Here is a 13,912-nt window from a genome sequence, read left to right as displayed (position 1 = left end):
ACAAGTTGCTAGCGGCTCAATAATCGAGCTGACGCAGGAACTCCTCAGCAGCAAGCGACAACGCATCCTGAGTAGCGAGTCGTGCCCGCGCGTGGGCGCGTATGGCGTCACGCATGGAGCGGGGCTCAGGTGTTCCGACGCCAACCCGCACATCCAGCGCATCCCAGTCCTGCGTCCAGGCATCGCGCGGAGCCAGGGGCAGCGTCAGCACCTCCTGTCCGCGCTCGTCCAGATGCCCCGTCGCTGGAGGCAACCCCGGCACCTCGGCCGCGACGGCGATACCCTGCGCGGAGCGTCGAGCCGGGTCAGCGAGCGTCACCCGGACGGTCAACTCCACGTCGTTATGGGCTTCGACGGACCATCGCACCGGGTGCTCGGTTGCGTCGAACACGCCTGCTGGAACGCCCTGCCAACTGAGCGGTGCCGCTCCCGACGCGAGCGGCTCAGCGTGCGCCTCTGCGGTGTCACCGCTCGCGGCGAGGGCGAACTCGGTGCGTCGCGGGAGCGTCGGGGCTGCTGGCTGATCGTCGGGGAGCACGTCGCCGAGTATGGGCTCCAACACCTCGCAGAGGGCGACGATGTCGTCGAGCAGCAGCGAATCCGGCAGGTCGGGCAGCCCGTCGACCCGGCTGGCGGGCCACCATGCCCGTGCCCAGAGCGCGTGGCCGAGCCGGTGGAGAGTCAAGCGTAGGTCGTCGTCGAACGCCGTCTCGAGATCGATGGGTGTGGCAGCAGCAACGGCGACGAGGAGTCGCGCGTGCCCGTCCTCCCCGACGAGGCGCCACAGCCAGTAGGCCTCGTCTGTATCGAGAAACGTGATCGTCGGTGCGGCATCCGGTGCTGCTCCCAGCGGCCATTCCAGCACCGCGCCTGCAGCCTCCACGGCGAGCGTCATCGGGGGCGGCCCGACGACGGGCTCACCCAACGTCCACAGCCCATTGCGCAGCTCGAACCTCATGCTGCCTCCCGTTCAAGTGCCTGCCGGATGCGTTCGCGGTGATCCATGCTCACAGAGCGGGCGACGCCGGTGAGCAGCGTAGCCACCTCGTCCTGGTCTTCCACGGTTTGCCCAGTGATGTCCCATCCGTGCAGGCGCGCCCACAGGCGACTCGAATAGGGCCGCCAGAACTCTCGCAATTCGTCGATCACTCGCTGCTGGCAAGCGTGAATTGGTCCATCGTTGGCGAGCAGCCGTCGCTGATGTAGCACGTATGCTTCCTTCCGGAGGCGGGCCTGCACAGCCGCCGGGAGGCTCGGTGCGGCGTGCAGCGGAAGATCCGCGAGAGGGTTGATGTGCGCTGCGAGCACGATGCCGACGACGAAGGCCGCCCCGAGCGCTTGGTCGTGCAGCCCCCAGCCCTCCACCGCGCGCGCTAGTTCATCATCCAGTGCTTCCTCGGCCGTGATCCGCTCGCCCTCGGCGCGGTGGCGGCGCAGGGCTGCCCGCAGTCGGCTCGCGATCGAGCGGTCGAGCACCAGCGTGCTGCGCTCCGTCGCCAGTGGTGGTGGCCGAAGCGGATCGTCGGCGGACACCTTCGCGCGAGCATCCGCCTCGCACGCCTCGAGCAAGCCTTGGACCAATCCCTCGCGGGATCGGGCCGCCGCGCCAAGCTGCCGTGCGAAGTCCGAACTCAGCAGCGCCTCCCACGCTCCCGGCTCCTCGACGCAGACAGCGAGGACTGCGTCGGCCAACGCTTGCATGGCGGGAGGCTCGTCGTCGGTCTTCCACCCTTCGGCCAGGATTGATTCAAGACGGGCAGCCTCAGCAGGATCGTTGAAGAGGCCCGCGCTCTCGGAAGCCGAAGCGGAAGTGTGAATCTCGCCGAGCGCCTCGCGGCACAACTCGTTCGCATCAACGCCGGGAGCGCCATGGATCGTCGCCAGCTCGAATGCTCGCGGGAAGTAGAGCTCCTGCACGTTGCCGTCGGTGATAGCGAGACGACGTCGCTCGGCCCTCAGCAGCGGGAACCAGCGGCTGGCGTCGACGAGTACGGGCTCAGCCTCAGCGATCAGGGCGCGGACCTGCGCGGCGTCGTCTGGCCCGAGGAGCGCCTGCGCGAGGGAACGATTGGCGCGCGGCCGGAGCACCAGCGGGTCGACAAGGCATTTCACCGCTCGGGCGAGCAGCTGGCCCGAGCGTCCGACGAACGCCGGAGCATCTACTCCGACGGCATCCCACGCCTCCTGCAGCACGGCGGCGCGTGGGCGCAGCGCAGCGGGAGCAGCGACGGCGGGCGGGACGGTGTTCACGAGGCCTCCTCAACGTCGGCGGTCCACGTCATCAGGGATGCCCACAGCAGCGGTGAGTGGGCTGCGTCGCCAGTCTCGCGCCATGCGTGTGCCTGCTCTGCTTGCCACTCGCCGAGCGTGGAGGCAGGGTCGTCGGAGCGATGCGCCTCGTCGATGGCGAGCACCAGGCGTCGGAAGGGCTGCCCCGGCAGGGCTGCGTCGGTGGGTAGCGTCCACAAGGCCGCGGTAACGATCCGTGCCCCGGCGAGCACCGACGCGAGTGCCCAGCCCAGCGGTTCGGAATGCCTGAAATCAGAGCCGGAGGCGCAACCGATCAGCGCCACGCGCGAAGGCATCCGCCACGTGTCGTCGGTGGCGACGTCGATGGCGCGAAGTGGTCGATGGGTGCCGGCGTCGTCGCGGCAACACAGGTGCAGCGACGAGTTCTCGCCCGTTGCGTCGTCGAGGCCGGCACCACTCACGTGCCCAATGAACAGCAGCCGGCCCGCGTCGGCGCAGGCAGCGCGCAGCCAGTCGCGGTCGAGATCAGTGCGGCGGACCAACTCCGGGTACGAGGCCGCCTGCGGGACCACGGCAGGGTTTAGCAGGGCGGCGAGGGGATCGTCGGGGGAGGGCCGCCCGAGCACCGAACCCAGCGGACCGTTGGCAGGCTGCCCCGGAACCCGCGGGTCCAACACCGCGACGGTCGTGCTCCCGCTCGCCCCCGGTCGGGCTGCAGCCAGGGCGGCTCGTGGAACTCCGCCGCAGATCGTCGCGATGGTTGGCAGCAGAGCCCGCTGCTGTCCGTCCCCTGAGAGCCTTACGCACAGCAACGCCCACGGCACCTGTGCGAGGGCAGGACATGGCGTGACCACCAGCCGTGGCCGTGGGCCGTCGACGGGTGTGCGCCCGAGGAGCATCATGACCACCTCGCCCGGAAGGAGTGCATCAGCGAGTTGGTCGCCGAGTTGATCGCTGCCCTCGGGCGAGCCGAGCCAGCTCGACGACGCCCGCTGAATCGCGTCAGCAGCATCTTCGCCAGGCTGGGAGTCGGGCAGGGTGGCAGCCAACAATGCGGGCACCGACGCCAGCACATCTGGGTGGAGGCGGGCGGCGCCAGTGGGTCCACCGTCGGCCCAACGCCAGGTGAGATAGATGGTGTCGGTCTGCGCGTAAGTGAGAAGCATCGTTGGGGTCATGGCAAGGCCTTTCCTCGGGCACAATACAACGTATGCGAGAACTCACTCCCGACGCAGCCCGCGTCCGTGATGCTCTTCCTGCAATTGCGCAGATGTTCTCGGCTGGAGACCTGCGCTGGCAAGCACGGTTGCGTGAGGTCTCGGAATGGGCTGAGCGCATCGAGGATCCCTATTCGCGCGACGACGCCACGATGCGCGTTGCTCTCATGCAGCATCATGCGCTGCTCCATGCTGGGGATGTGGAAGGTGCGCGCAGCCAACTCGACGTCGCCGAGGGCTGTCTCGAGAGGCTGGGGGCCTTCGTCGCTGACGATGATGCTCGTCGGCGCCATGCAGACCAGGAATGGGCGCTCGTGTTCACGCGCGCTCAGCTCGACCAATCCGTCGGTGACTTCGAGCGCGCCGCCGAGTTGGGCCAGCGGTGCCTGGACCTGGCCCCGGACACGCTCGACCCGGCAGGGCGACTGCGTCGCAGCATCACCCTGGCTGCCGCGTCCTCGCTGGCCAGCGAGGACTTCGTCGGGGCGGTGGCTGGGTATGAGCGTGCGGTGGAGCTGTTTCGTCGCGAGGAGCCGCAGGGACTGTCGACGGTGATGACCGGGCTCGCGCAGGCGTACTTGATGGCAGGGCGCCTTGACGACGCCGAACGCGCCGCGGCAAGGGCGGAAGGGCTCGCTCCCGCCGCGCTCGAGGAGCAGCTCGCACTGCGGCAGGTGCGGGCCCATATTGGAATGCTGCGTCAGCACGAGGGGTCGGCGGCGGGGCTCGCAGCCTATGCGGACTCCGTCGACGAGCGTGCCTCCGCACGCCACCGCGATCTGGCCGCCCATGCCCGATTGGCCGCCTTGCACGTCGACGCGAGCCTCGTCGAGGCACGGCAGGCGGCCACGGAACACCTGGCTGAGATGCGCGCAGAGCGCGAGCCGGACGCCGTCGTGCGTGCGCTCTCCAGACTCGCTGCTGTCACCCAGGACCTCGCGCTTGCCACCGGTGGTGAGGAAGGCTTGCACCTGCATCATGCCGCGCTGGCAAGCCTCGACGAAGCGGCTGCGCTTGCGGCTGACGGCCAATTCCCACTCCAGCTGCCACGAATCAGGGCGGTGGTGGCCGAATACGTGGCGCAGTGGCACCAGCACATCGACGGCACCAACATCCAGCTGCTTCGTACCGTGCTGGACCAAGCGCGCGAAGCGGCAGCGTCGCTGCAGCACTACGCCCGCAGCGCAGCAAACGCGGCCGATCGTCGGGACCTCGCGCTGCAGTACAGCGAGCACGCGGTGGCCGTCGCGTTCGATCTTGCGTTCAGGCTTGGTGAGCAACAGCTGCTGGGAGAGATGATCGAGGCCAGAGCTGGCGACGTCGTGCTGCCGGTGGGGGTAGGGGCGCGGTGACCCCAGCGTGGGCTCGCGGGCCCCTCCTGCGGTTGAATGCACTGCGTCACCCCCCACGGCTGTTGGATTTGAACTGATTCTTGCAAAGCTTGGCGTACAGCGTGGGCCTACCGATCACATGTTCGTCAGTGCGCATCAGAGCGAATCAGTTCATTCGTAGCGCGTGTCGAACCCAGGCGGATAGGCCGCACAACCGTAGCTACAGGCATCTACTCATCTCTACACTTGTCCCATGGGGATGACGACGATCAAGGTACCCACCCAGTTGCGGGAACGCATCAATCACGAAGCGCAGGAGCGCGGGCTTTCGGCTGCAGGGTTAATTGAGAGCTTGCTGGATGAGCATGAGCGTCGGCGTCGTATGGATGCGTTCGGCCGCGCGTTTCGTGCTGCTGACGCCGAGTACTGGGATGAGTTCGCTGCATGGGATCTCGGAACTGGTGCCCTGTCCGATGACGACTGAGGAGTTTTGGATGAACTTGCAGACACACTACGAACCTCGTCGGCACTGGCGTGCACTGCGTGGCGCGATGGAGACTAACACCCCGCTGAGTGTCGCATGAATGCCAACAAGCCAACGTTGCGACGGCTCCGTCGCGAAGATGCTTCTGCGGTGCTTGCCGCGTTCCAATCCAACCCGGACATGGCTCGACAAGGCGATGTGTCGACGCTGGACGAGGCCGAACGCTACGTGAACCGCCTGACCGCGTCGAACTCGTCGCACGAACCGTGGGCTGTCGTCGTCGATGACGCGTTGGTGGGTTTGGTGTGCGTGAGCGTCGACGACGAGCATCGCAGCGGCTGGTTCTGGTACTGGATGGCGAGCGAAGCGCGCGGACGCGGATGGACCTCCGCGGCGGCGGCCACCGTCGCGCAATGGGCATTGACTACGCGAGGGCTGGAGCGTCTGGAGCTCGGGCATCGAGTCAACAACCCAGCGTCTGGGGTAGTGGCAAGCCGGGCAGGGTTCGTGCGGGAGGGCACCGAGCGGGAGAAGTTCCTCATCGACGGAGTGCGCGTCGACGTGCACACCTACGGCAGGCTTCGGTCGGATCCAGAGCCGGCGTTCGAGCCCATGGAGATGATCGCGTGATGACGTATCGCGCTGAATGACTAAAGAATGCTGGAACCCACGCAAAGAGGTGGGTTCCAGCATTCCTTGTCGCTGCGACGTGTGGCTCCACCCGTGCGCCCATCGATCGACGTGTGGGACCGCAGACACTCAGTGAGTACTCAAGTAGGGTCTTCACATGGTCGAACTCTCGGAGGACATGCTTGTCGACGCCGTCAGGCCAGTAGTGCTTGAGCGTGCCGAGGAGTATGTCGGCAGATTGTCGGCTATCGACGTCAGCGACTCTGAAGCGACGGCGGTAGCCCACGGCACATCGCCATACCAGGTCAGTTTGGCTTGGCGAGGTGGGCGTCTGAACGGGTTTTGCACTTGCCCGGCCGCGCTGGATGGCATGTGCAAGCATCAAGCGGCATTGGGGTTATGGGTGCTCAGCGACGGCGAGGATGCGTCGACTGATGAGGACGATGACACCGCTTCTATCATTGCTGAGTATCTGTCGCGCCAGGACGAGGAATCACTGCTGGGGCTACTGCGTCAGGCCATGGATACTTTTCCCGGCGTGTGGGAGATGGTGGGGCGACGCGCCACCATGGATCGAGCGATCCAAAGTGGAGGCGAAGCACTGCGCGACCACTTGCTGTCGGAAACTACGAGCTTTTTCCGAACCCGTGGAGCATCTGGTTACTGGGAGGGCCACAGGCTTGGTGAGCGGTTCATCGACTACTTGGAGTCGTTGGAGGAGTACCTCGACGCGGGCTTAGCGGACGTGGTGGCACCGTCGTTCAAAAAAGCCACGGAACGCATCCGTGCGATCATTCTGCGTTCGGACAGTTCTTCTGGCTCGCTGGGGACAGCCGGTGATCTGGCTATGAGGTTGTACGCGCGTGCGTGCAGCGAGGGAACATCAGCCCCGAACCGGCTGGCGAAGTGGCTAGTGAAGTTCGAACAAGCGAGCCCAGGATGGCCAAACTTTGAGCTGCAATGGTTCGCCCCCGCACTGGGCGACGAAGGGCTCCGAACGCTGAGGAATCAACTCGAGAAAGTGTTGACTGCGTCCGAGGAGCCGGCCGATTTTCACCTCCTCGAACTACAACTCCAGGCGGCGCAACTTTCCGGAGACATCGATCAGGCAGCTCGATTGTTGCGCGACCAGGGCCGGTACTGGGAGCTGTTCACCATGCTGCGAGAGTATGACCGCGAGAGGGTCGCGATGCAGACGCTGCAACTGGCGATCGACGCGGGACGAATTACTACGGTTGCGCGCTCTGGTCCGTTCATGGGTCGCGATATTCCGTTGCAGGTGGCAGTGACGGCGCTCGTCGAGGACGGGCGTGGGGACGAGGTCGAGGACGTTGCACGTCGCGTATTCCTGCGCGAGTTTTCTGTCCAGGCCTACCGTTGCCTCGTCGAACACGCCTCGGATCCTGAGCAGGCGCGCGCGTGGGCCCGTACGCAAGCGCTTGCCGAGGCGACGCCATGGACGACGAGGTCGGTGCTGCTTGAGTTGGCCATCGAGGACGAAGACTGGGATAACGCGCGAGAGTTGGCCGACGATGGGGACCTGCATGTGGGCTCGCGAGAGCGGCTTGTCGAACTGTTCGAGAGCCACGGACGTCCTCGGGACGCAGCCGAATTGTTGACGCGCATCGTGTGGGAATCGCTGCGAGTGGCGGACAGCGCGAAATATGCGTCGGTTGCTCGGCAACTCAAACACATCGATCGCCTCTATAGGGAATCGGGGGATGCCACTGCAGGCCCGACGTTGATCGACGAAATCCGAAGCGCATACCCGAACAGGCCGTCGCTCAGAGCTCATTTGGACAGGTTGGACTGACGGCGGTCGCATCCCCTTATGCTGGAGGTCCGTGAGTAGAGCCAAACACGTCTTTGTTACGGGAGGCGTCGTCTCCTCCCTCGGTAAGGGCCTCACGGCCTCCAGCCTCGGCAATCTCCTCGTCGCACGCGGGCTCCGCGTGACCATGCAAAAGCTGGATCCCTACCTCAACGTGGACCCCGGCACCATGAACCCCTTCCAGCACGGCGAGGTGTTCGTCACCGAGGACGGCGCCGAGACCGACCTCGACATCGGCCACTACGAGCGTTTTCTCGACGTCAACCTCACCGCCGACGCGAACGTCACCACCGGTAAGGTCTATTCCACCGTCATCGCGAAAGAGCGTCGTGGTGACTACCTCGGCGACACCGTACAGGTCATCCCACATATCACCGACGAGATCAGCGGGCGGATGCTTGCCATGGACACCGGCGACGTCGATGTCGTCATCCATGAGCTGGGTGGCACCGTCGGGGATATCGAGTCGCTGCCGTTTCTCGAAGCGGCCCGCCAGGTGCGTCAGAGCGTCGGCCGTGCCAACACGTTCTTCCTGCACGTCTCCCTCGTGCCGTACATCAAGCCGTCTGGGGAGATGAAGACCAAACCCACGCAGCATTCCGTCGCCGCATTGCGGCAGGTCGGCATTCAGCCCGATGCCATCGTCTGTCGCGCCGAGCGTGAGGTGCCCGTCGGATTGAAGCGGAAAATTGCCCTCATGTGCGACGTTGACGAGGAGGCCGTGATCTCGTGCGCCGACGCGTCGAGCATCTACGAGATTCCGCGCGTCCTGCACAGCGAAGGTCTCGACGCGTACCTCGTGCGTTGCCTCAACCTGCATTTCCGTGATGTCGATTGGAGTGTCTGGGGCGACCTGCTGCGTCGCGTGGAGCAGCCGAGCCGGGAGCTCACCGTCGCGCTGGTTGGCAAGTACATCGACCTCCCCGACGCGTACCTCTCCGTCACCGAAGCGCTGCGCGCTGGCGGGTTCGCCCATGATGCAGGAGTGCACATCCGTTGGGTTGCCTCCGACGATTGCGAGACGCTCGAGGGAGCCGACGAGCAACTGCGTGACGTCGACGCGATGTGCGTGCCGGGTGGATTCGGCATCCGCGGCGTCGAAGGCAAACTGGGCGCGCTTCGGTATGCGCGCGAACACGGCATCCCGACGCTCGGCCTGTGCTTGGGGATGCAGTGCATGGTGATCGAAGCGGCCCGCAACCTCGCTGGCATCGACGGTGCCTCCTCCAGCGAGTTCGATCCCGAGGCGCCTGCCCCGGTCATCGCCACGATGGCCGAGCAGCATGCAGTCGTGGCGGGTGACGGAGACTTAGGCGGCACCATGCGGTTGGGGTCGTACGCGGCAACGCTTACCGAAGGCTCGATCGTCGCCGACGCGTACGGCACCACCGCCGTCGCTGAGCGGCATCGCCACCGCTATGAGGTCAACAACGCTTACCGTCAGCAACTCGAGGAGGCTGGCCTGGTCTTCTCGGGAACCTCCCCGGACGGCGAACTCGTCGAGTTCGTGGAACTCCCCAAGGACGTGCATCCGTATTACGTGGCGACGCAGGCCCATCCTGAATTCAAGTCGCGCCCGACGCGTCCGCATCCGCTGTTCGCGGCGCTCATCGAGGCGGCGCTGGGCTCACGGTCGCGGCGCGACGTACGCTGACAGCATGATGTTTCACCTCGCGCTCCCTGAGGACTGGGCTGACGCCCAAACCTCCGGCCGCTATGCGATGTCCACGCGCGGCGTCACGCTGGCGGAGCAGGGTTTCATCCACGCGTCGAAGAACGACGAGCAGGTGCGCAGGGTGCGGAGCCTGGTGTTTTCCGACGTTGAAGACGTCCTCCTGCTGCACATCGACGAGCAGCGGCTCGCCGACGCGGGCCTCGTCGTACGCATGGAGCCGGGCGACCCGTCGGACCCGAACTCCGAGCTCTATCCTCACATCTATGGCGGTCCGCTGCCGGTGAGCGCCGTCGTTGCAGTGACGGCTGGGTAGGCTCGCAGCATGAAGTTGTTTCTCGCGTCGTTCCTGCATGCTCAACTGGGCGATTTCCTCGGCCACAAGGTGGCGTACATCGACGACGCCGCGGCGCGCCTGCGGAATGCGTCATTCGCCCGCGCAGAGCGAGAGGCAGTGTCGAAGCTGTGTAGCGAGGTGGTTGACGTGACAGTCGCGACGACATCCGTCGACGCTATCCGTGAAACGCTCGAACACGTCGACAGCGTCTACGTGGCCAGCGGATCCACCTTCGACCTGCTGTTTGCGCTGCGTTCCACCGGCGCGGAAGCCATGGTCAAAGCCCTTGTCAAGGAAGGGCTACCGTACGCCGGCTCGTCGGCGGGGGCAATCGTTGCAGGTCCGTCGATTGAGCCGGCAACCATCATGGATGACCCGACGACGGCCCCAGACCTCAGCGACTACCGCGGCCTCGAACTGACCGAGCACGTGGTGGTGCCGCACGCGCAGGGAACGACGGGACCGTACACGATTTCTATGATTGCCCGTACCGTCGAGAGGTACGGCAGGCGATGGCCACTCGTGCTGCTGCGCGACGAGCAGGCGCTCGTCGTCGACGATTCCGGCGCCCATCTCGTGTGAGCTAGGGCCATCGTTCGCGTCGATCACCTCGAATTCCCGTAGGACTGGCCGGGTGTGGGTGTAGATAACCCCTGGCAAACAAGGTAGCTTGGATGCCTGGACGAGCCGATCATCGCTCAGTCGGCGTTCAAACATTAGCAGACTGAAGACGACACACTCCATGCCTACCGAAATCCGATCCGAGCATGGGATCTAGGTGATGGGTTTACGATGCTCATCGGCGCAAGCCAAACCGCCGCCACGCTTGAGGTTGGCTACATTCAGGGCACTACCGCCATCGTCATCGTCCACGCGATGCGGGCCCGCGAGAAATTCCTGAGGTGATGACGATGCCACGTACTCTCGAAGAGATCCTTGCCCATGCTGACGACCTCGCATCGAAGTTCGAGGAATACGAGCCTAACGATGCTGATGAGATCGATGTCGATGTGATGCAAGCGCTTCGTGCTGCGGTCCTCGAAAGGTCTAATGCCGAGCGGCACCTTGTGGATGCAATTCAACACGCTCGAGACGCGGGTATGACATGGGCGGCTATCGGAACCACCGTCGGAACGTCAGGTGAGGCGGCGCGCCAGCGGTATGCCAAGCAGATCGCGTAGCAGGGCCTCGTTGGAGTACCGCCGCTCCGGTGGTAGGGATGGGACGTCTTCTGCGTCGAAGGATTCCGCTTGCACCCTCGTCGTCGACGATTCTGGCGCCCGGCTCGTGTGAGCTAGGGCGTTCCGTGGGCCACTGCCTACGGTTCGCGTCGTTCATATGCGAGCGTCTTCGAGCCGTTGCAGGAGCTCGGTGTGGCGGTCGAAACGTTAGGTCCAACTAGACGATGAAAGGGATATCAATGACCATGGTCCTCAATGCAGCCGTTACCTGGAATGGCAACACTCATCAGCCCGCGATGCTCGAAGAGATGGTCGGCTACGAACGGCCTCTCCAGTCGCTCGATGCTGAGAACAACTTCGCATACTGCCTGTGGCATTATCCGTCTACGGAGGAGTTTGCGCATCCTGAGTATCTTGACAATTATCTTCAGTGCGCGGGGACTGCTGAGTGTATGACTGTTGAGCTTCGTGTTACTCACGAGGATGGCAGTCACACTCACTGGGTCCTGGGTCGAGAGCCGCTCACGGGTAGTGAGAGTGAGCGGGTTGTGTGGGATACGGGGCAGACCATGGTGCATCCAGAGGAGGTGTGGACTGCTGAGCAGGCTGCTCCTTTGTTTGAGCAGTATGCCCGTGAGCGTACTGTTCCGGAATGGGTTCACCGCCGCGAACTCGACATCTGAACCAGCCCCTCGCGCGTATAACCGGCTGTGAGTATCACCGGCCACCGCTACAGCAACCTGGAGCCGAGGATGTCGTGCGTGCGTGAGGATCCGAGGTGATGGTTCGTTACTCTTGTGAGCCGTGTTGACCCGGTGAGGCTTTACGCTTTTGGTCTATGAGCGAAGCATTGCTGGCAGAAGCGTTCGAGGAAATTGGTTTGGCGGCGGGTAAGGCCGCCGCGTTGCCTGATCACCGTGAGCGCCCGAGGGAGGGCATCGTCGTCGACAAACGCTCTCCAGGCGGCGAGGTGTCCGTCATGATCCGGCAGGGGCGAGTTGAGGGGCTCCTTCTGGATCCGATGTGGCTGGAGGATGAGTTTGCTGATGTCATCGCTGCCGTGATTCAGCGTACCGTGAATGAGGCGTACCAGGAGTGGGCTGAGCGGGAGCTCGAGGATATCCGCACTCACACTCCGGAGATGAAGGAGCTCTATGGAGCGTTGGGTGCGGCGCGAGCCAAGCTCGGCCAGGCTTGGGTGCAGGGGCTCGCGGAGGCGCGATCATGAGCCAACGCAGAATCGATTTCGACTCCTGGAACCGAGCCGCGAAGGGTTACGACGATGTCACTCAGAGTGCCCCGTCCGCGCTCGATCAGGTGGTGTCGGCGACGACGCAGCCGAGCGCGTGTGAGGCTGATGGCCCGTCGACGGTGGACGCAGCAGTCTCGTTGATGCTTACCGTTTTCTCCGAAGTGATGCGAGATGGATTCATCGCACCCTTGCGCGAGGGTCTGGCAAGTGAGGCCGATGCGTTGGTCGATACGGGCAAGGACTTTCGAGCCGCCGAGGATGATCACGCTGCGATCGCTGGCGCGGTGGAGAGGTGGTACTGATGGTGTTCAGTTGGCCGGATGATTGGCCCTCGTTCGATGACATCCAGATTCCGCTGAATCCTGAACAGTGGCTGAAAGACAAGGGTTATTGAGATCCTGAACTATCTGGGCTACGAGTGGCCGAAGACCAGCGAGAATGTGCTCGATCAGTGGGCCGCGCAGTGGTCTGGATATGTCGCTGAGGCTGAAGCTCAGATCGCGACGTTGGAGCGTTCGCTTGCGCAAGTCACCGACAACAACGCGGGCCCGGTTCCCGATGCGGTTGCCGCGTACATGGCCTCCAGTGACTCCAACCTCAATTCGCTACGGTCAATGGCATCCGCGGCGCCCAAGATCGCTGAGGCCTACGAGTTGGCGGCGGGGCTGATTCGGACCCTGCGGGCGGTGGTAATCGGCAAGATCCTGCTTGATGCGATCAGTTTGGCGGCAGCGATCATCTCCGGTGGCGCATCTGCGGCTGTGACTGTGCTTGTCAGGACGGGGGCGAGTGCCGGTATTAACCTCATTATCGATCAGACCATCAACGAGCTGCTGGGGGCTACTGCGTGATGGCCAAGATGAAAGCCCCGAAGTCGGGCAGCAGCAAGATCGCTAAAGCCGTTGTGGACCGTCTCGAGGTGGGGAAGAAGATCCCTGCAAAAGCGCGCACGCCTCGCCCGAAACCCAAGGCCGACGCGACACCGCCCGCGCCGCACCCGACGTCCAAACCGAACACCGATCCCAAAGCTCCTCATCCCAAGTACCCAGATCGTAATGCCGACGGAACCTACCGCGGCGGTGACGCACCCAACGGGGGTAAGGTGGCAGAAGAACGACGGCTCGATTTGCTGGAACGTCGCTACGGTCGCATCGAGAGGCGACAAATCAAGTCGACTGTTCCTGGATCGAACCATGGTCGTTTCTATGATGGCCTCGCCAAGAACCCGGACGGCACCTACACAGCTATTGAAGTCAAGAGCGGCAACGCCCGACTCACCCCCCAGCAGCGCGAATTCGATACTCTAGTCTCGCGAGAGAATCCTGCCCGTGCCAAGCTTGATGGCAAGGAAATCGTCATTACCAAAGTCATCCTTTCAGATAAGGCGTGACTCGCAACGAAAGGTATGTAGAACGAATGTCTCCAGTGGAATGGCTCCCTGCTGCAACCATTGATGGAGAGCTCTCCGTGCAAGCGGAGATCGAGATGGAGTACGGCTTCCTTCCTGGAATGCAGCGTATGCAACTTGGAAAGACCACCACTTATGTGTTGTGGCATTATCCGTCTACGGAGGAGTTTGCGCATCCTGAGTCTCTTGATAATTATCTTCAGTGCGCCGGCACCGCCGAGTGCATGACCCTCGAGCTTCGTGTTACCCACGAGGATGGCACGTACACTCACTGGGTCCTGGGTCGAGAGCCGCTCACGGGTAGTGAGAGTGAGCGGGT

17 protein-coding genes are annotated in these 13,912 nt (G+C 63.9%); 14 read left to right on the top strand and 3 right to left on the bottom strand.

Annotated elements, in window-relative coordinates:
- Positions 1-16 precede the first annotated feature (16 nt).
- Genes Q0X68_RS09500 through Q0X68_RS09490 form a run of 3 tightly spaced genes read right to left on the bottom strand, consistent with a single transcriptional unit; the run spans position 17 to position 3,416 of the window.
- A complete protein-coding gene (locus Q0X68_RS09500; protein WP_297750800.1) occupies positions 17-958 on the bottom strand; it encodes a hypothetical protein in 942 nt (313 codons plus the stop codon).
- The gene (locus Q0X68_RS09495) at positions 955-2,250 is read right to left on the bottom strand and encodes a hypothetical protein (RefSeq protein WP_297750798.1); all 1,296 of its coding nucleotides are present in this window, start codon (positions 2,248-2,250) and stop codon (positions 955-957) included. Before Q0X68_RS09495 ends, Q0X68_RS09500 begins: the two co-directional genes overlap by 4 nt.
- Positions 2,247-3,416, bottom strand: coding sequence for a CHAT domain-containing protein (locus Q0X68_RS09490; protein ID WP_297750795.1), 1,170 nt, complete (start codon positions 3,414-3,416; stop codon positions 2,247-2,249). The genes Q0X68_RS09495 and Q0X68_RS09490 overlap by 4 nt, the downstream gene beginning before the upstream one ends.
- Before the next feature lie 44 nt (positions 3,417-3,460).
- Here Q0X68_RS09490 and Q0X68_RS09485 point away from each other — a divergent pair, with 44 nt between their 5' ends.
- From Q0X68_RS09485 to Q0X68_RS09420, 14 genes are all read left to right on the top strand, one after another.
- Positions 3,461-4,819 (top strand): hypothetical protein, encoded by a 1,359-nt coding sequence (locus Q0X68_RS09485; RefSeq protein WP_297750792.1) that lies wholly within the window; start codon positions 3,461-3,463, stop codon positions 4,817-4,819.
- A 232-nt stretch (positions 4,820-5,051) separates the two neighbouring features.
- Complete coding sequence (locus Q0X68_RS09480; protein WP_297750789.1) at positions 5,052-5,282, top strand: hypothetical protein; 231 nt, start codon at positions 5,052-5,054, stop codon at positions 5,280-5,282.
- A 96-nt stretch (positions 5,283-5,378) separates the two neighbouring features.
- Positions 5,379-5,912, top strand: a complete 534-nt coding sequence (locus Q0X68_RS09475; protein ID WP_297750785.1) for a GNAT family N-acetyltransferase — start codon at positions 5,379-5,381, stop codon at positions 5,910-5,912.
- 157 nt (positions 5,913-6,069) lie between these two features.
- A complete protein-coding gene (locus Q0X68_RS09470) occupies positions 6,070-7,725 on the top strand; it encodes an SWIM zinc finger domain-containing protein (protein ID WP_297750782.1) in 1,656 nt (551 codons plus the stop codon).
- A gap of 31 nt (positions 7,726-7,756) precedes the next feature.
- Entirely contained in the window at positions 7,757-9,397 is a 1,641-nt protein-coding gene (locus tag Q0X68_RS09465; RefSeq protein ID WP_297750779.1) for a CTP synthase, read from the top strand.
- Between the two features lie 4 nt (positions 9,398-9,401).
- Positions 9,402-9,731, top strand: coding sequence for a DUF952 domain-containing protein (locus Q0X68_RS09460; protein ID WP_297750776.1), 330 nt, complete (start codon positions 9,402-9,404; stop codon positions 9,729-9,731).
- 9 nt (positions 9,732-9,740) lie between these two features.
- Positions 9,741-10,334: a Type 1 glutamine amidotransferase-like domain-containing protein gene (locus Q0X68_RS09455; RefSeq protein WP_297750773.1), complete on the top strand. Its 594-nt coding sequence runs from the start codon at positions 9,741-9,743 to the stop codon at positions 10,332-10,334.
- Between the two features lie 329 nt (positions 10,335-10,663).
- A complete protein-coding gene (locus tag Q0X68_RS09450; RefSeq protein ID WP_297750770.1) occupies positions 10,664-10,933 on the top strand; it encodes a hypothetical protein in 270 nt (89 codons plus the stop codon).
- Between the two features lie 239 nt (positions 10,934-11,172).
- Complete coding sequence (locus tag Q0X68_RS09445; RefSeq protein WP_297750767.1) at positions 11,173-11,616, top strand: hypothetical protein; 444 nt, start codon at positions 11,173-11,175, stop codon at positions 11,614-11,616.
- Between the two features lie 155 nt (positions 11,617-11,771).
- Positions 11,772-12,161: a hypothetical protein gene (locus tag Q0X68_RS09440; RefSeq protein ID WP_297750764.1), complete on the top strand. Its 390-nt coding sequence runs from the start codon at positions 11,772-11,774 to the stop codon at positions 12,159-12,161.
- Positions 12,158-12,487, top strand: coding sequence for a hypothetical protein (locus Q0X68_RS09435; protein WP_108870525.1), 330 nt, complete (start codon positions 12,158-12,160; stop codon positions 12,485-12,487). Before Q0X68_RS09440 ends, Q0X68_RS09435 begins: the two co-directional genes overlap by 4 nt.
- A gap of 138 nt (positions 12,488-12,625) precedes the next feature.
- A complete protein-coding gene (locus Q0X68_RS09430; protein ID WP_297750760.1) occupies positions 12,626-13,036 on the top strand; it encodes a hypothetical protein in 411 nt (136 codons plus the stop codon).
- Positions 13,036-13,575 (top strand): hypothetical protein, encoded by a 540-nt coding sequence (locus Q0X68_RS09425; RefSeq protein WP_297750757.1) that lies wholly within the window; start codon positions 13,036-13,038, stop codon positions 13,573-13,575. Before Q0X68_RS09430 ends, Q0X68_RS09425 begins: the two co-directional genes overlap by 1 nt.
- A 26-nt stretch (positions 13,576-13,601) precedes the next feature.
- Positions 13,602-13,912, top strand: a 311-nt coding sequence (locus Q0X68_RS09420; protein WP_297750755.1) for a hypothetical protein, incomplete at its 3' end; no start/stop codon positions are given.

The organism is uncultured Tessaracoccus sp. (assembly GCF_947286155.1).
In the GTDB taxonomy this organism is placed as follows: domain Bacteria; phylum Actinomycetota; class Actinomycetes; order Propionibacteriales; family Propionibacteriaceae; genus Arachnia.
The sequence above is the reverse complement of the archived record's forward strand: the minus strand, read 5'-3'. Positions and strand labels throughout refer to the sequence as shown.